We start from the raw sequence: 16,283 nt of genomic DNA, 5'->3' as shown, positions 1-16,283 counted from the left end.
CGGGAAAGGCCCGCGAACCGGTGTCGGAAACGGCGGTGGGCCCGGCCGCCGAAGCGACCGGGCCCACCCACCCCCGTACTGCTACTACGTCGTCGTCCGACGCCTGCGCGCACCCGGGCGCCGCTCGCTCGGCCGGGTCACCGGGTCACCGGCCTCCTTCGCCGCGTCCCGGCGCTGCGCGCCGAAGGCGGCGAGCGCCTCGGCGAGCTTGTGCACCGACGGCTCCGGGGACAGCACGTCGACCCGCAGGCCGTGCTCCTCGGCGGTCTTCGCCGTGGCGGGGCCGATACACGCGATCACGGTCACGTTGTGCGGCTTGCCCGCGATACCGACCAGGTTGCGCACCGTCGAGGACGAGGTGAACAGGACCGCGTCGAAGCCGCCGCCCTTGATCGCCTCACGGGTGTCGGCCGGCGGCGGCGAGGCGCGGACCGTGCGGTACGCGGTGACGTCGTCGACCTCCCAGCCCAGCTCGATGAGCCCGGCCACCAGGGTCTCGGTGGCGATGTCGGCGCGCGGCAGGAACACCCGGTCGATCGGGTCGAAGACCGGGTCGTAGGGCGGCCAGTCCTCCAGCAGCCCGGCGGCGGACTGCTCGCCGGACGGCACCAGGTCCGGCTTCACACCGAAGTCGACCAGGGCCGCGGCGGTCTGCTCGCCGACGGCGGCGACCTTGATGCCGGCGAAGGCACGGGCGTCGAGCCCGTACTCCTCGAACTTCTCCCGGACCGCCTTGACGGCGTTCACGCTGGTGAAGGCGATCCACTCGTAGCGCCCGGTGACCAGGCCCTTGACCGCGCGCTCCATCTGCTGGGGCGTACGCGGCGGCTCGACGGCGATCGTCGGCACCTCGTGCGGCACCGCACCGTAGGAACGCAGCTGGTCGGAGAGCGACGCGGCCTGCTCCTTCGTACGCGGGACGAGCACCTTCCAGCCGAACATCGGCTTCGACTCGAACCACGCGAGCTGGTCGCGCTGGGCGGCGGAGCTGCGCTCTCCGACCACGGCTATGACCGGCCGGTGGCCCTCGGGCGAGGGCAGCACCTTGGCCTGCTTGAGGACCTGGGCGATCGTCCCGAGGGTCGCCGTCCAGGTGCGCTGGCGGGTGGTGGTGCCCGCGATCGTCACGGTGAGCGGGGTGTCGGGCTTGCGGCCCGCGGAGACCAGCTCGCCGGCGGCGGAGGCCACCGAGTCCAGCGTGGTGGAGACGACGGCGGTCGCGTCGCTCGCGCCGACCTCGCTCCAGCACCGGTCGGAGGCGGTACGGGCGTCGACGAAGCGGACGTCCGCACCCTGCGCGTCACGCAGCGGCACCCCCGCGTACGCGGAGACGCCGACGGCGTTCGCGACGCCCGGAACGACCTCGAAGGGCACCCCGGCGGCGGCGCAGGCGAGCATTTCCGCCCCCGCGTTCCCGTCCAGGCCCGGGTCGCCCGAAACAGCACGGACCACCCGCCTGCCGCCCTTGGCGGCCTCCATGACAAGATTGGCCGCATCCCTGAGAACGGGTACACCGACGGTTGTTGACGAGGTGTCAACGACGGTCAGCTCAGGGGTGCTCACGCCTGCCCGCGCATGGCTGCGAACGACGTCGAGCACATCGGGCTCGGCGACAAGGACGTCCGCGCTCGCGAGCGCCTCGACGGCGCGCAGGGTCAGCAGTCCCGGGTCGCCGGGACCGGCGCCGAGGAAGGTGACCTGCCCTTGGGCGGACAGGGCCGGAAAGTCGGATGCGGCGGGGCCGGTGGGGCTCAAAGTGCTCGCTCCCCCATAAGACCGGCCGCACCCTTGGCGAGCATCTCGGCCGCGAGTTCGCGACCGAGGGCCGCCGCGTCGTCGTGCGACGTGGGGACGGGACCGGTGGTGGACAGCTGTACCAGCGAGGAACCGTCGGTGGTACCGACGACTCCGCGCAGGCGCAGTTCGTTGACAACCTGTCCGTCGACCAGGAGGTCGGCCAGCGCACCCACAGGTGCGGAGCAGCCGGCCTCCAGGGCGGCGAGCAGGGCACGCTCGGCGGTCACGGCGGCCCGGGTGTACGGGTCGTCGAGCTCGGCGAGCGCGGCGGCGAGGTCGGCGCTGGACGCGGCGCACTCGATCGCCAGTGCTCCCTGGCCGGGAGCGGGCAGGACGGTGTCGACCGGCAGGAACTCGGTCACCTCACCGCTCCGGCCGAGACGGCTGAGCCCGGCGGCGGCGAGAACCACCGCGTCGAGCTCCCCGTCGCGCACGAACCCGATCCGCGTGTCGACGTTGCCCCGGATGGGGACGGTCTCGATCCGCAGTCCGTGGGAACGGGCGTACGCGTTGAGCTGCGCCATGCGGCGCGGCGAACCGGTGCCGATGCGGGCGCCCTGGGGCAGCTGCTGGAGGGTCAGCCCGTCCCGGGCGACCAGCGCGTCGCGCGGGTCCTCGCGCTGCGGCACGGCCGCCAGCACGAGGTCGTCGGGCTGGCCGGTCGGCAGGTCCTTGAGCGAGTGGACGGCGAAGTCCACCTCGCCCCGCAGCAGCGCCTCGCGCAGGGCCGCGACGAACACGCCGGTGCCGCCGATCTGCGCCAGGTGCTCGCGGGAGGTGTCCCCGTACGTGGTGATCTCGACGAGCTCGACGGCGCGCCCGGTCACCTCGCGAACCGTCTCGGCGACGAGTCCGGACTGGGCCATGGCGAGCTTGCTGCGCCGGGTGCCCAGCCGGAGCGGCGCGGAGTTCCGCGCGCCCGGGGATGAGTTGTCGGTCATGACCGCCCTCTATTCGGGTCGTTCAGGTCTGCCCGGGAGACGGCGGCCACCGTCTGCGGGTCGAGGTCGAAGAGTTCTCGCAGCGCGTCCGCGTACCCGGCGCCGCCGGGCTCGCTGGCGAGCTGCTTGACCCGCACGGTGGGCGCGTGCAGGAGCTTGTCGACGACGCGGCGCACGGTCTGGGTGATCTCGGCGCGCTGCTTCTCGTCCAGGTCGGGAAGGCGGCCGTCCAGCCGGGCGATCTCGCCGGCGACCACGCCGGCGGCCATGGTGCGCAGGGCGACCACGGTCGGGGCGACGTGCGCGGCGCGCTGGGCGGCGCCGAAGGCGGCCACCTCGTCGGAGACGATGGTGCGGACCCGGTCCACATCGGCGGCCATCGGGGCGTCGGCGGACGCCTCGGCGAGCGACTCGATGTCGACGAGGCGCACACCGTCGATGCGGTGGGCGGCGCCGTCGATGTCGCGCGGCATGGCGAGGTCGAGCAGCGCGAGCCGGACCGGGCCGGTCGACTGTGCGGGCACGGTGACGCGGCGCGGCCCGGTCGGCCGACCGGCCCCCGCGGCGGAGGCGGCGGAACCGTTCTCCACCCAGGCGGCGTGCTGGTCGACATCGGCCGGGGCCGGGGTGACGGTGACCGTCGGCCGCTCGGGCGCGGCGTCCAGGGTCACGCCCAGCGCGTCGGCGAGGGCGTCGGCGGTGAGCACGAGGCCCGTGGAGCCGGTGCAGGAGACGACGATGTCGGCACGTGTCAGTTCGTCACCGACTGCGGACATCTCGACGGCCCGGGCGCGCGCCGTGGTGTCGTCGCCCTGCTGGAGGATCTCCACCAGGCGGTCCGCGCGGGAGCGGGTCCGGTTGGCGACGACGATGTCGGCGACGCCGGTGCGGGCGAGGGTCGCGGCGGCCAGCGAGGACATGGATCCGGCGCCGATGACCAGGGCGCGCTTGCCGTCGGCCCAGCGCTCGGGGTCGGCCCCGGCGGCGAGCTGCTGGAGCCCGAAGGTGACGAGCGACTGCCCGGCCCGGTCGATCCCGGTCTCGCTGTGGGCGCGCTTGCCGACCCGCAGGGCCTGCTGGAAGAGGTCGTTCAGCAGCCGTCCGGCGGTGTGCAGCTCCTGGCCGCGCGCGAGCGCGTCCTTGATCTGGCCGAGGATCTGCCCCTCGCCGACGACCATCGAGTCGAGACCGCAGGCCACCGAGAAGAGGTGGTGGACGGCCCGGTCCTCGTAGTGCACATAGAGATACGGAGTGAGCTCGTCGAGACCGACGCCGCTGTGCTGGGCGAGCAGGGTGGACAGCTCGGCGACGCCCGCGTGGAACTTGTCCACGTCGGCGTACAGCTCGATGCGGTTGCAGGTGGCCAGCACGGCCGCCTCGGTCGCGGGTTCCGCGGCGAGGGTGTCCTGGAGCAGCTTGGCCTGGGTCTCGACAGCGAGGGAGGCCCGCTCCAGTACGGAGACGGGGGCGCTGCGGTGGCTCAGTCCGACGACGAGGAGGCTCATGCCGGCATCACGGCGGGCATGTCCCCGTCAGGTCCCTTCCGGCTGGCGGGCGTGGCCCGCATCGGGGGCGCGCCCTCGTCCTCGGCGGCGGAGTCCTCGCCGGCCTTGCGCTGCTCGTGGAACGCGAGGATCTGGAGCTCGATGGAGAGGTCGACCTTGCGCACGTCGACGCCCTCGGGCACCGACAGCACGGTCGGCGCGAAGTTCAGGATGGAGGTCACACCGGCGGCGACGAGCCGGTCGCAGACCTGCTGGGCCGCGCCGGGCGGGGTGGTGATCACGCCGATGGACACACCGTTGTCGCTGATGATCCGGTCCAGGTCGTCCGTGTGCTGGACGGCGATCCCGGCCACCGGCGTACCGGCCATGGCGGGGTCCGCGTCGATCAGCGCCGCGACCCGGAAGCCGCGGGAGGCGAAGCCGCCGTAGTTGGCGAGGGCCGCGCCGAGGTTACCGATGCCGACGATGGCGACCGGCCAGTCCTGGGTGAGCCCGAGCTCGCGCGAGATCTGGTAGACGAGGTACTCGACGTCGTACCCGACACCGCGGGTGCCGTAGGACCCCAGGTAGCTGAAGTCCTTGCGCAGCTTCGCCGAGTTGACCCCGGCCGCCGTGGCCAGCTCCTCGGAGGAGACCGTGGGGACCGATCGCTCGGAGAGCGCGGTCAGGGCGCGCAGATACAACGGAAGTCGGGCGACGGTGGCCTCGGGAATTCCTCGGCTACGGGTCGCCGGTCGGTGAGTTCGGCCAGTTGCCACGGTGCTCCTGCGGGATGAGCGGGGCTGCAGGCGGCCGTATGTCCCAGGACCGCCCCGTCGAATGCAGGCTATGTCTTTGTGAACGCGTGCACAAAGATAGTGTCCGTTTTGTCCGGTCAAAGTGACCGGGGTCACGCACATTCCCCGTGCGATCCCGGAACCGGGGGCCGCATCAGCCCGTTGCAGCCTCGAAGGGGGCAAAGCGGTACACACTCCTCACAACTAAGCCCCCGAGGCCACTCAAAACGCCCGCAATGTTAACCGGGTTTCGCGTCCGCACCCAGCGCCTTGCGCAGTCTCGCCGGGTCCACGCGCCAGAACGTGTGCTGTTCGTCATCGATCAGCACCACCGGAATCTGCTCCCAGTACTCCTTGTACAGCTCCTCGTCCTCGGTGATGTCCTTCTCCACCCACGACGCACCGGTCTCCTCGCAGACCGCGCTCACCACCGCCCGCGCGTCCTCGCACAGATGACACCCGGGCTTCCCCACCAGCGTGACCACCCGCTCGGCGGGCCTCTTCCTCTTACGTCGCAGCAGAGCACTCATGCCTTCATTCTGCGCCCGCGCGTCACCACCCCGGACCGCCCGGAATCACCCGATTCACCATTCCGACCCGAAGCGTTCACGCCCACGCATCGCGGCAGGTCGGGCAGGTGCGGACGGACTGGCTATGCTCACGGCATGGCCGCTCTTGGATGGCTCACACCCCGTAGGCGTTCCGCTACCGCACGGAGCGTCCTGGCAGGCGAGGCCGCCGCCGAGGCCGCGCGCAAGACCTCGGCCGCCGACGACGAATCCGCCCTCCTGACCAAGGCCCCGGAAGAAGCGGACGCGACACCTCCCGGGGAGCCCGCGTTCCCCGTCGCCGGGGACGACCGCGCCGCCGCCTTCTTCGACCTCGACAACACCGTCATGCAGGGCGCCGCGATCTTCCACTTCGGCCGCGGCCTCTACAAGAGGAAGTTCTTCGAACGCCGCGAGCTCACCCGGTTCGCCTGGCAGCAGGCCTGGTTCCGGCTGGCCGGCGTCGAGGACCCCGAACACATGCAGGACGCCCGCGACAGCGCCCTGTCCATCGTCAAGGGCCACCGCGTCTCCGAGCTGATGTCGATCGGCGAGGAGATCTACGACGAGTACATGGCCGACCGCATCTGGCCCGGCACCCGGGCCCTGGCCCAGGCCCACCTGGACGCCGGACAGAAGGTCTGGCTAGTCACCGCCGCCCCCGTGGAGACCGCCACCATCATCGCCCGCCGCCTCGGCCTGACCGGCGCGCTCGGCACCGTCGCCGAATCGGTCGACGGCGTCTACACCGGCCGCCTGGTCGGCGAACCCCTGCACGGCCCCGCCAAGGCCGAGGCCGTCCGCGCCCTCGCCGCCGCGGAGGGCCTGGAGCTGGAGCGCTGCGCCGCCTACAGCGACTCGCACAACGACATCCCGATGCTCTCGCTGGTCGGCCACCCCTACGCGATCAACCCGGACACCAAACTCCGCAAGTACGCCCGCGCCCGCGACTGGCGGCTGCGCGACTACCGCACCGGCCGCAAGGCGGCCAAGGTCGGCATCCCGGCCGCCGCCGGGGTCGGCGCGCTCGCGGGCGGCACCGCCGCCGCCGTCGCCCTGCACCGCCGCCGCCGCTGACGCGCGCCCGCACCCCGGTCGCACCCTCCGCGCCCCGTGCCCGCCCACCACGAACGGTCACGGGGCGCAGCCACGCCCGGAGCCGGGCGCCCGATCGCGATCGGGTCCGCCGACGCGGGCGACGCCCCCTCCGGCCAGCCGGATCGCCGGCGCCCGGCCACAACCCGTCGCCCCCGTAGACAGATCACGAAGTAATCCGATCAATAAACGGTCACCATGTGCTACTTGATACGTCACTTAGCGATAACAGAAGCGACGGAACCGGTGATTTAGACAACTGGGTGTAGCGCTGCCTGCACGAAGCGTTATTCTCCTCAGACGCATCACGGAACCCGCCACTCGCTACCACGAGTGACGTTTTTCGAACTGCTCGTGATGGAAGCTCTGCCTCTGGGAGTCCCGTGTACCCACACGTCGGGGTTGACGCCTCGGGCCTGGCTACGCTGCGTGCATCGGTCATTGACCGCTTGCGCGGCTTCGTCCCCACCGCGTACGCCGTCCCCGCATTTGCCACCCCTGCACCTGCCGGCCCTTGCTATGCCCTGGCCGAACGCAGTGCGGCGGTCGGAAGACGCGGCACCCGCGCCGCCTCGACCACGTCGACCGTCCGCCGTCCCACCGCCGACAGCGACAGCGCGCGCATGATGGATCTCGTCGAGCGCGCACAGGCCGGTGAGGCGGATGCCTTCGGCCGCCTGTACGACCAGTACAGCGACACCGTGTACCGGTACATCTACTACCGCGTGGGCGGCAAGGCGACCGCGGAGGACCTCACCAGCGAGACCTTCCTCCGCGCGCTGCGCCGCATCTCCACGTTCACCTGGCAGGGCCGCGATTTCGGCGCCTGGCTGGTCACGATCGCTCGCAACCTGGTCGCCGACCACTTCAAATCCAGTCGTTTCCGACTGGAAGTGACCACCGGCGAAATGCTCGACGCCAACGAGGTGGCGCGCAGCCCCGAGGACTCCGTCCTGGAGTCCCTCTCCAACGCCGCCCTGCTCCAGGCCGTGCGGCGACTCAACCCCCAGCAGCAGGAGTGCGTGACCCTGCGGTTCCTCCAAGGCCTCTCGGTCGCGGAGACCGCCCGGGTGATGGGCAAGAACGAGGGCGCGATCAAGACCCTCCAGTACCGAGCCGTACGGACGCTCGCCCGACTCCTGCCGGACGACGCCCGCTGATCCGACCTCTGCGTGACCGTCCCGTCACGCACTGGTCCGATCATCTTTCGTGCGTAACCCAAGTGCCGAGCGCCTCGTTGTGCCGGTTGCAGGCCCCCTGTCGTCGCCCCCTGTCCGTACCCACTCACTCCATCGAGTGGAAACGCTCAAGGTGTGCAACCTTCCGGACCGCCAGGGGAGTCGACCGTCATGACGAGAGGAGGTGCCGCCAGTGATCGCAAACGTTTCGGCACACCGGCGGGCGAACGCCTTCGCCCAGGCCCTGGAAGAACAGAACCCCCAGGGTGCGGCGGCCGTACAGCCCGCGGAACCGGCCGACCAGGCCGACCGCGAACCGCTGTTGGCCCTGGCGAACGGCCTCGGTGAGCTACCGAAGCCGCAGTTGGACCCCGAGGTCAAAATGGTGCAGCGAGCCCAGCTCGTCGCGGCCATGGAGACCATGTTCGCCGAGGGCGGCGCGTCCACGGGCCCTACGGTGCCCGTGCAACGGGGCAAGGGGGCCCACCGGGCCTCACCACTGCGGAAATTGCGACCCCGCTCACGCTGGGCGAAGGGGCTCACTGCCGGCGGGCTCACCGTCGGCGTGGCCGCGGGAGCGTTCGGCGGCGTGGCAGCCGCCAGCTCCGACGCCCTCCCCGGTGATTCGCTCTACGGACTGAAACGCGGGATGGAGGACATCAGCCTCGGCATGGCCAAGGGCGACGCCGACCGCGGCGAGGTCTACCTCGACCAGGCCTCCACCCGGCTCAGCGAGGCCCGCAGACTCATGGAGCGCGGCCGGTCCGGCGCACTCGACCACGAATCCCTCGGCGCCGTCAGACGCGCGCTCAACGGCATGTCCCACGACGCCTCCGAGGGCCACCGACTGCTCCACTCCGCCTACCAGCGCGACGGAGCGATCGGCCCCATCCAGACCCTGGACACCTTCTCCCGCTCGCACCGCGACGCCTGGAGCAGCCTCCGCGACCGGCTGCCCGTCCAGCTCACCGACGTCCGCGACGAGGTCAGCTCCGTCTTCGACGCCATAGAGGACGAAGTCGCACCGCTCCAGTCCCTCCTCCCCCGCCCCCCGGGCACGGAAAAGGGCACCGGACGCTCCGACGCCACCACCCCGGACACCGGCTCGCCCCGGACCGACGCCCCCGCACCCCCCGCCGCCCCCGAGAAGCCAGGGGACCGCACCGACGGCGAAACCACCCCCGAGCCCTCCGGCCCGTCGGACTCCGCCGACGCCACCCCGGAGGACGGCCTGCTGGGCGGCGGTACGGACGGCCTGCTGGACGAACTCCCGACGGACGGCCTCACCCCGCCCTCCCCCGAAGGCCGGCCCAGCCCACCCGCCGCCCCGGACGTCACCCTCCCCCCGCTCCTCCCGGGGCTCCTCCCCGGCCTCGGCATCGACGGCGAGAACCTCAAGCCGTAGACGGGCGGCTACGACGGGAGGGGGGCCGGTACGCGATCCGCGTACCGGCCCCCCTCCCGTCGTAGCCGAGCAGGTCAGAAGAACACCGACCGCCGCTGCACCAACAGCTTGTACAGCGTGTGCTGGATCTGCTCACGCACCTGGTCCGTCAGATTGAACATCAGCATCGGGTCCTCAGCCGCCTCCGGCGGATACCCGTCCGTCGGAATCGGCTCACCGAACTGGATCGTCCACTTCGTCGGCAGCGGCAGCGCGCCCAACGGCCCCAGCCACGGGAACGTCGGCGTGATCGGGAAGTACGGGATGCCCAGCAGCCGGGCCAGCGTCTTCGCGTTCCCGATCATCGGGTAGATCTCCTCCGCGCCCACGATCGAGCACGGCACGATCGGCGCCCCCGCCCGCAGCGCCGTCGACACGAACCCGCCCCGGCCGAAGCGCTGAAGCTTGTAACGCTCGCCGAACGGCTTGCCGATGCCCTTGAACCCCTCCGGCATCACCCCGACGATCTCGCCCATCTCCAGCAGCCGCTGCGCGTCCTCCGCACAGGCCAGCGTGTGCCCCGCCTTGCGCGCCAGCTCGTTGACGACCGGCAGATGGAAGACCAGATCGGCCGCGAGCAGCCGCAGATGCCGGTCCGCCGGATGGTTGTCGTGCACCGCGACCTGGAGCATCAGCCCGTCCAGCGGCAGCGTCCCGGAGTGGTTGGCCACGATGAGCGCCCCGCCGTCCGACGGGATGTTCTCGATGCCCTTCACCTCGACCCGGAAGTACTTGTCGGCCAGCGGCCGCAGCATCGACATCAGGACCTGGTCGGTGAGCTCCTCGTCGTAACCGAACTCGTCGACGTCGTAATCACCGGTGACCCGCCGCCGCAGGAACGCGAGCCCGCCCGCGATCCGCCGCTCCCAGCCGCCGGAGGAACCGTCCACGTCCACCGCGCCACGGGGCTCCCGGCCCCCCTCGCCCGCCTCGGCCTCCGCCTCCGGGGACAGCCCGGGGGGCTCGGGGACCTGCGCCCCCGGCAGCGCGCTCACCGGGGCCGCGGAGCCGTCGCCCCGACCGCCGCCGGGACCGCCCGCCCCGGTCCGGCGCCGCGCCGGACGCGACGCGCCACCGGACCGCGAACGGTCGTCGTCGAACGGAATGACCTTGGCGTCCGCCATCGTCGGTGCGCTCCTCTACCTGGCGCCGTGAGTCGTCTGTACCGCACCGGCCCCGCGCTCCCGCGGCCCGGCGCCTCCCGGAAGCGGCAACGCCGCCAGCCGGTCCACCGCCCTGCCCACCGTCTCCGGCGGCAGCAGCCCCGGCCCCCGGCTCCGCGCGAACTCCGCGAACGTCTCCGCCGTGGTGAACTTCGGCCGGAAACCGAGGGTCTCGCGCATCTGCACCGTCGAGACCACCCTGCCATGGGTGAGCAGCCGGATCTGTTCCGGCGAGAAGTCGGTCATGCCGATCGTACGGAGCGCCGAGCCGACCCAGGTGACGGCAGGCAGCAGCACCGGCACCGTCGGCTTCCCCAGCCGCCGCGAGCACTGCGACAGCAGCAGCACCCCGTCGCCGGCGATGTTGAACGTGCCGCTGTTCAGCGTCCCGCGCCGGGGCTCGCTCGCCGCGATCCCCAGGACGTCGATCACATCGTCCTCGTGCACGAACTGGAGCCGGGGGTCGTAGCCGAAGACCGTCGGCAGAACAGGCAGCGACAGATAGTCCGCGAGCGGCGAGTCCGGCCGGGGACCCAGGATGTTGGCGAACCGCAGCACGCACACCGCCACATCCGGCCGACGGCGGGCGAAGCCCCGTACGTACCCCTCGACCTCCACCGCGTCCTTCGCGAAGCCGCCGCTGGGCAGCGACTTGGGCGGAGTGGTCTCGGTGAACACGGCGGGATCGCGGGGCGCCGACCCGTACACGCTCGTACTGGACTTCACCACGAGCCGCCGCACCGTCGGGGACTTCTGACAGGCGCCGAGCAGCTGCATGGTGCCGATGACGTTGGTCTCCTTGATCGCCGTCCGGCCGCCGGCGCCGAGCGCCTTGCCGGACACGTCCAGGTGCACGACCGTGTCGACAGCGTGCTCGGCCAGGATCCGCGCCAGGGCGGACTGCCGGATGTCCGCGCGCACGAACTCCGCGCCGCCCAGCTCGTGGGCGGGCGCGACCGCGTCGACAGCGATCACCCGGTCCACCCCGGGCTCGCACTGGACGCGCCGGACGAAGCGGCCCCCCAGCTGCCGGGCCGCTCCTGTGACGAGCACGACCTTGCCCAAGACCCGGCTCCCCTGCTTCCCGCGGTAACTTCCCTGGCCGTCACCGTAGCGGGTGGACGCCGCCCTGTGACGACCCCGTGCTCCGAAACGCACCGCAGCCCCTCCACCGGAACGGTGGAGGGGCTGCGGATCTCACGAACTGCGTTCGCTTACTTCTTGTTGCGACGCTGAACGCGCGTGCGCTTGAGCAGCTTGCGGTGCTTCTTCTTGGCCATCCGCTTGCGCCGCTTCTTGATAACAGAGCCCACGACTACCCTCGCTCACTTCATTTTCACTGGTGCGGGGCGTCTGGGCCCACACGACCTACGTCGGCCTAGCCTACCCGCCACCGTCCGAGGGACGTAATCCGCAGGCAACCTCAGGCTGATTCCACCCCCACAAAGGACTCGCGGAGATACGCGTGAACCGCTTGCTCCGGCACCCGGAAGGACCTGCCCACCCGGATCGCCGGCAGATGACCACTGTGCACCAAGCGGTACACGGTCATCTTCGACACTCGCATGACCGAGGCGACTTCCGCCACGGTCAGAAACTTGACCTCGTTGAGAGGCCTCTCGCTGCCAGCAGCCATGACCCACCTGTACCTTCCGCACCGGACGCGCACCGGCTTCCCCTCCGGTGACTCTTCGTCGCTGTGCGCTCACTCCACAGGTTAGGGGCGCGTGGTGCGAGTGGGGAAGAGGAGAGACAGCCGACGGCCTACTGTGACAGACGGGCCCGATTGAGCACATAGCGCGTCAACGGCCGGTAAAACGGCGCCCGTACGCCGTCGTCGAGCGGAACGACGACGGACACCCGCCCCTCCGCCTCTCCCACGAACAGCGCCGGATCATCCGTGTCCGCCGGCCCGATCGCCTCGATCCCCAGCTGACCTGCACCGCAGACCCAGCCGTGATCCCCGATCACCAACTCCGGCAGCACCCCGAGCCGCTCCGCCGCGTCCTGGAGCGCGAGCCGCACCGGAAGCGGCGAATGCGTGTGCGCGCCGGTCTCACCCCCCGTGGGCCGCCCCCCCGGTTCGCGCACCAGGGCGACACCCCGTACGTAATCGAGGCTGTACGTGCGTACGCCGAACCGGGTCGTTATGTCGACACATCTCCCCTGCGCGGGGGTGAGAACAGGACACCCCGCCGCCGACAGAGCGTCTGCCAGCCCGGCGTAGAAACCGAGCAGCCGGTGCGGATGACCGGTCCCCAGCAGCACCGGAGCCCGACGCTCCGCCACCAGCGCCAACCGCTCGGCGAACGCGTCCAGCGCGGCCACCGTCCGCTCCGGATCGATCGCGTCGGGACCGCTCACATGCGTGGGATCCGCCGAGACCCCGCACCGGTCCGCCATCAGCCGCAACAGCTCGCCCTCGCCCCAGGCCCGCTCGGGCGCGAGCCCCAGCATCACCCGCGGATCCCGCGCGGCGAACAGCCGGTAGCTGCGCAGACTGGTCTCGCGCGACGTGGCCACGGGCCCGGCCAGCCGGGCCGCCAGCAGATGGGCGCGCAGCGCCCCGGTGCTCAACACCCCTGGGATGCTGCCGTACCCCGAAGCCCCGCGGGCAGGAATCCCGTTACGCCCCACCGTTGGCGTAACGCACGGCACAATGCCCCCGCACCGCCCGGGCCTCAGGTCAGCAGCCCCCGCAGCGGGAACGCCGCCTTCCGGGACGCCAGCACCGCCTGGTCCAACCGGTCCGCCGGGTCGTACCCGTCCTCCCAGGAATTCCACGACGGCGTACGCCCGTCCGTCATCCTGCCCGGCCCCAACTGCCGCGTACGGGCGTAGACGAGATCCCGCCAGGACGGCGGCACCACCGACTCCGGATCGACGGGAGCGTGCGCCGCGATCCCGACGAGATGCGTCCACGACCGGGGCACCACATCCACCACCGCGTACCCGCCGCCGCCGAGCGCCACCCAGCGCCCGCCGTCCGCGTACCGGTGGGCCAGCTCGTGGCAGGACTCCATGACCGACCGCTGCGCGTCCAGGGAGACCGCGAGGTGGGCCAGCGGGTCCTCGAAGTGCGTGTCGGCCCCGTGCTGGGTGACGAGCACCTGGGGCCGGAAGTCGGCCAGCAGCTCGGGCACCACCCCGTGGAACGCCCGCAGCCACCCCGCGTCCCCGGTCCCGGCCGGCAGCGCCACGTTGACCGCGGAGCCCTCCCCCGCCCCGGACCCGGTCTCCTCCGGCCACCCGGTCTGCGGGAAGAGGGTCCTCGGGTGCTCGTGCAGCGAGATCGTCAGGACCCGCGGGTCCTCCCAGAACGCGGCCTGCACCCCGTCCCCGTGGTGGACGTCCACATCGACGTACGCCACCCGCTCGGCGCCCAGCTCCAGCAGCCGGGCGATGGCGAGGGCGGGGTCGTTGTAGACGCAGAACCCGGCGGCCGACCCGGGCATGGCGTGATGCAGTCCCCCGGTGAAGTTCACCGCGTGCTCGCACTCACCCCGCCACACGGCCTCGGCCGCACCCACCGACAGCCCCGCGATCAGCGCGGACGCCTCGTGCATCCCGGCGAACGCCGGATCATCCACGGTCCCGAGCCCGTAGCCCTGGTCGGCCGCCTGCGGATCCACGGAGGCGGCGCGCACCGCCGCCACGTAGTCCTGCCGGTGCACGAGCCGCAGGGTGGAGTCCCCCACGGGCTTCGCGGACCGCAGATCCACCGCCCCGTCGAGCCCGAACGCCCGTACCAGCCCCATCGTCAGGTCCAGCCGGACCGGGTCCATGGGGTGCGTCTCCCCGAAGTCGTATCCCGTAACTGCGTCATCCCACATCAGCTGTGTGCGGCCGCTCATGCCCGCCACCGTATCGGGCGGGCTCCGGCCCGAACGCGCGGGCATACACGAGCGTCACCAGCACCAGAACCATCGGTACGAGCATGGCGCCGCGATAACTCCACGCATCCCCCAGAGCGCCCACGAGCGGCGAACCGACCAGAAACCCCACATAGTTGAAGATGTTCAACCGGGCCACGGCCGCGTCGCTGTTCCCCGGGAACATCCGCCCGGCCGCCGCGAAGGTCTGCGGCACGATCACACAGAGCCCGAACCCGAGCATCGTGAACCCGAGCATCCCCACCCAGGCCCCGGGCGCCACCGCCACGACCGCGAACCCGCCCGCCGCCAGCAGACTCCCGCCCCGCACCACCGCGACCGCCCCGAACCGCCGCACCCCGAGGTCCCCCACGGCCCGCCCCAGCAGGGTCGTCACCATGTAGACGTTGTACGGAACGGTCGCGAGCTGCTCCGAACTGCCCAGCACGTCCTGGAGGTACTTGGCACTCCAGTTGGAGACCGTCGAGTCCCCGATGTACGCGAAGCTCATGACGAGGCACAGCGGCAACAACAGCCGGAACGACACGGCCCCGCCGGCGCCGGCGGGGCCGGGCTCCTTCTCCTCCGGCCCCTTGCCCTCCGTGTACCACCGGCTCCCCACCAGCGCGGCGGGCAACAGCACCACCACGACGGGCAGGTAGGACACGAGCAACGACAGATCCCACCGCGCCCCGGCCCACGCCAGGGACGCCCCCGCGATCCCGCCGAGGCTGTAGGCGGCGTGGAAGCCGAGCATGATGCTGCGCCCGTACGCCCGTTGGAGGCTGACGCCCAGCATGTTCATCGAGGCGTCCAGCGCCCCGACGGCCAGCCCGAAGACGCCGAGCGCGACGGCGACGTGCCACACCTCCCGCCCCGCGCCCACCCCGAGCAGGGCGAGCAGGACCAGGGGCTGGGACCACCGCAGGACGACACCGGGCCGCACCCGCGCGACCACCTTCTCGGTGGCGACGCTGCCGGCCCCCGCCAGGATCGGGACAGCGGCGAGGAAGACGGGCAGCAGCCCGTCGGATATCCCGTACTGGTCCTGAATGGCGGGGATACGCGTCACCAGAAGGGCGAAGGCCACCCCTTGAACGCCGAAGCTCAACCCCAGGGAGGCCCTGCCGTGCCGCAAGCCCGCATCAGTCATGGCCGCGAGCGTAGAGCCAGGCTCTACCCAGGGGTAGATGGATCAGGCGAGCAGTTCGGGAAGCTGAGCCATGTCGGAGAAGTGCCCGGTCACTCCGACGAGCCGGTCCGCGGGCATCATCGACGTGAACCCGTACACGTCCATCCCCGCGGCGCGGGCCGCCTCGACCCCGAGCGGGCTGTCCTCGATGACGACGCACCGCTCCGGAGCGACACCCATCCGCTCAGCGGCGTACAGGAACAGGTCCGGCGCCGGCTTGCCTCGCCCGACGTCCTCCGAGCTGAAGATCCACTCCTCCTCGAACCACTGGTCGATCCCCGTCCTGCGGTGCCCGACCCGGATCCGCTCGTGGCTCCCGGAGGAGGCGACGCAGTAGTCCACCCCGTCCGCGACGAGCTTCCCGAGCAGCTCCTCGGCCCCGTCGACGGCCACGAGCTCCCGCTGGAAAGCGGCGAACGTACGGGTGTTGAGCGTGGAGTCGAAGTCCTCGGGCAGCTTCTGCCCGGTCCGCTCCTCGACGAGATCGTGGACCCGGTGCACGGCGGACCCCATGTAGTCACGGAGCGACTCGTCGTACGAGGTGGGGTGACCGAGCTCGGTCAGGTAGCCGGAGAGGACGGTGTTGGCGAGCGGCTCACTGTCGACGAGCACACCATCGTTGTCGAAGATGACCAGTTCGTAGCGCATGGTTCGACCCTAGACGTTCAGAACGCAGAAAAGCCCCGTGCCACAAGGCACGGGGCTTTCCCGGAAAAATTGTTCGGCGGCGTCCTACTCTCCCACAGGGTCCCCCCTGCAGTACCATCGGCGC

At 71.5% G+C, this 16,283-nt stretch carries 16 protein-coding genes; 3 read left to right on the top strand and 13 right to left on the bottom strand.

The window, feature by feature from the left end; translation table 11 throughout:
- Positions 1–84: 84 nt before the first annotated feature.
- The 5 genes from ACIQRW_RS37480 to ACIQRW_RS37460 form a co-directional block, all read right to left on the bottom strand.
- A complete protein-coding gene (locus ACIQRW_RS37480; RefSeq protein WP_403769637.1) occupies positions 85–1,755 on the bottom strand; it encodes a uroporphyrinogen-III synthase in 1,671 nt (556 codons plus the stop codon).
- Entirely contained in the window at positions 1,752–2,738 is a 987-nt protein-coding gene (gene hemC / locus ACIQRW_RS37475; protein WP_403769634.1) for a hydroxymethylbilane synthase, read from the bottom strand. The genes ACIQRW_RS37480 and hemC overlap by 4 nt, the downstream gene beginning before the upstream one ends.
- Entirely contained in the window at positions 2,735–4,243 is a 1,509-nt protein-coding gene (locus ACIQRW_RS37470) for a glutamyl-tRNA reductase (RefSeq protein ID WP_403769631.1), read from the bottom strand. The genes hemC and ACIQRW_RS37470 overlap by 4 nt, the downstream gene beginning before the upstream one ends.
- Entirely contained in the window at positions 4,240–5,001 is a 762-nt protein-coding gene (locus ACIQRW_RS37465) for a redox-sensing transcriptional repressor Rex (protein WP_003968336.1), read from the bottom strand. Before ACIQRW_RS37465 ends, ACIQRW_RS37470 begins: the two co-directional genes overlap by 4 nt.
- Before the next feature lie 257 nt (positions 5,002–5,258).
- Complete coding sequence (locus tag ACIQRW_RS37460) at positions 5,259–5,549, bottom strand: glutaredoxin family protein (protein ID WP_047177227.1); 291 nt, start codon at positions 5,547–5,549, stop codon at positions 5,259–5,261.
- Between the two features lie 135 nt (positions 5,550–5,684).
- Between ACIQRW_RS37460 and ACIQRW_RS37455 the strand changes: the two genes are divergently transcribed.
- From ACIQRW_RS37455 to ACIQRW_RS37445, 3 genes are all read left to right on the top strand, one after another.
- Positions 5,685–6,644 carry an HAD family hydrolase gene (locus ACIQRW_RS37455; protein WP_403769628.1) on the top strand — a complete coding sequence of 320 codons (960 nt, stop codon included), beginning with the start codon at positions 5,685–5,687 and terminating at the stop codon, positions 6,642–6,644.
- A 401-nt stretch (positions 6,645–7,045) separates the two neighbouring features.
- Complete coding sequence (locus ACIQRW_RS37450; RefSeq protein WP_003968333.1) at positions 7,046–7,822, top strand: ECF subfamily RNA polymerase sigma factor, BldN family; 777 nt, start codon at positions 7,046–7,048, stop codon at positions 7,820–7,822.
- A gap of 211 nt (positions 7,823–8,033) precedes the next feature.
- Complete coding sequence (locus ACIQRW_RS37445) at positions 8,034–9,245, top strand: DUF5667 domain-containing protein (RefSeq protein ID WP_403769625.1); 1,212 nt, start codon at positions 8,034–8,036, stop codon at positions 9,243–9,245.
- A gap of 74 nt (positions 9,246–9,319) precedes the next feature.
- Here the strand turns inward: ACIQRW_RS37445 and ACIQRW_RS37440 are convergent, their stop codons facing one another.
- The 8 genes from ACIQRW_RS37440 to ACIQRW_RS37405 form a co-directional block, all read right to left on the bottom strand.
- Positions 9,320–10,408 (bottom strand): lysophospholipid acyltransferase family protein, encoded by a 1,089-nt coding sequence (locus ACIQRW_RS37440; protein ID WP_403769622.1) that lies wholly within the window; start codon positions 10,406–10,408, stop codon positions 9,320–9,322.
- Between the two features lie 15 nt (positions 10,409–10,423).
- On the bottom strand, positions 10,424–11,512 hold the full coding sequence (locus tag ACIQRW_RS37435; RefSeq protein ID WP_403769619.1) for an NAD-dependent epimerase/dehydratase family protein: 1,089 nt from the start codon (positions 11,510–11,512) through the stop codon (positions 10,424–10,426).
- Between the two features lie 149 nt (positions 11,513–11,661).
- Positions 11,662–11,760, bottom strand: coding sequence for a 30S ribosomal protein bS22 (locus ACIQRW_RS37430; RefSeq protein ID WP_003948845.1), 99 nt, complete (start codon positions 11,758–11,760; stop codon positions 11,662–11,664).
- A gap of 110 nt (positions 11,761–11,870) precedes the next feature.
- Entirely contained in the window at positions 11,871–12,083 is a 213-nt protein-coding gene (locus tag ACIQRW_RS37425) for a helix-turn-helix domain-containing protein (RefSeq protein WP_003968329.1), read from the bottom strand.
- Between the two features lie 128 nt (positions 12,084–12,211).
- The gene (locus ACIQRW_RS37420; protein WP_403769616.1) at positions 12,212–13,027 is read right to left on the bottom strand and encodes a phosphatase; all 816 of its coding nucleotides are present in this window, start codon (positions 13,025–13,027) and stop codon (positions 12,212–12,214) included.
- 101 nt (positions 13,028–13,128) lie between these two features.
- Entirely contained in the window at positions 13,129–14,301 is a 1,173-nt protein-coding gene (locus ACIQRW_RS37415; protein ID WP_403769613.1) for an acetoin utilization protein AcuC, read from the bottom strand.
- Positions 14,270–15,472, bottom strand: coding sequence for an MFS transporter (locus ACIQRW_RS37410; RefSeq protein WP_403769610.1), 1,203 nt, complete (start codon positions 15,470–15,472; stop codon positions 14,270–14,272). The genes ACIQRW_RS37415 and ACIQRW_RS37410 overlap by 32 nt, the downstream gene beginning before the upstream one ends.
- 42 nt (positions 15,473–15,514) lie before the next feature.
- Positions 15,515–16,159, bottom strand: coding sequence for an HAD family phosphatase (locus ACIQRW_RS37405; protein ID WP_073746232.1), 645 nt, complete (start codon positions 16,157–16,159; stop codon positions 15,515–15,517).
- Positions 16,160–16,283 lie beyond the last annotated feature (124 nt).

The sequence above is a fragment of the Streptomyces sp. NPDC091287 genome (assembly GCF_044768525.1).
Taxonomy (GTDB): Bacteria; Actinomycetota; Actinomycetes; order Streptomycetales; family Streptomycetaceae; genus Streptomyces.
Note: the sequence above shows the minus strand (reverse complement) of the source record. Positions and strands in the feature narration are given on the sequence as shown.

Coding starts and splice junctions, on each gene's coding strand:
- hemC (WP_403769634.1), bottom strand. CDS start 2,738: ATGACCGACAACTCATCCCCGGGCGCGCGGAACTCCGCGCCGCTCCGG.
- ACIQRW_RS37470 (WP_403769631.1), bottom strand. CDS start 4,243: ATGAGCCTCCTCGTCGTCGGACTGAGCCACCGCAGCGCCCCCGTCTCC.
- ACIQRW_RS37460 (WP_047177227.1), bottom strand. CDS start 5,549: ATGAGTGCTCTGCTGCGACGTAAGAGGAAGAGGCCCGCCGAGCGGGTG.
- ACIQRW_RS37455 (WP_403769628.1), top strand. CDS start 5,685: ATGGCCGCTCTTGGATGGCTCACACCCCGTAGGCGTTCCGCTACCGCA.
- ACIQRW_RS37440 (WP_403769622.1), bottom strand. CDS start 10,408: ATGGCGGACGCCAAGGTCATTCCGTTCGACGACGACCGTTCGCGGTCC.
- ACIQRW_RS37425 (WP_003968329.1), bottom strand. CDS start 12,083: ATGGCTGCTGGCAGCGAGAGGCCTCTCAACGAGGTCAAGTTTCTGACC.
- ACIQRW_RS37415 (WP_403769613.1), bottom strand. CDS start 14,301: ATGAGCGGCCGCACACAGCTGATGTGGGATGACGCAGTTACGGGATAC.
- ACIQRW_RS37410 (WP_403769610.1), bottom strand. CDS start 15,472: ATGACTGATGCGGGCTTGCGGCACGGCAGGGCCTCCCTGGGGTTGAGC.
- ACIQRW_RS37405 (WP_073746232.1), bottom strand. CDS start 16,159: ATGCGCTACGAACTGGTCATCTTCGACAACGATGGTGTGCTCGTCGAC.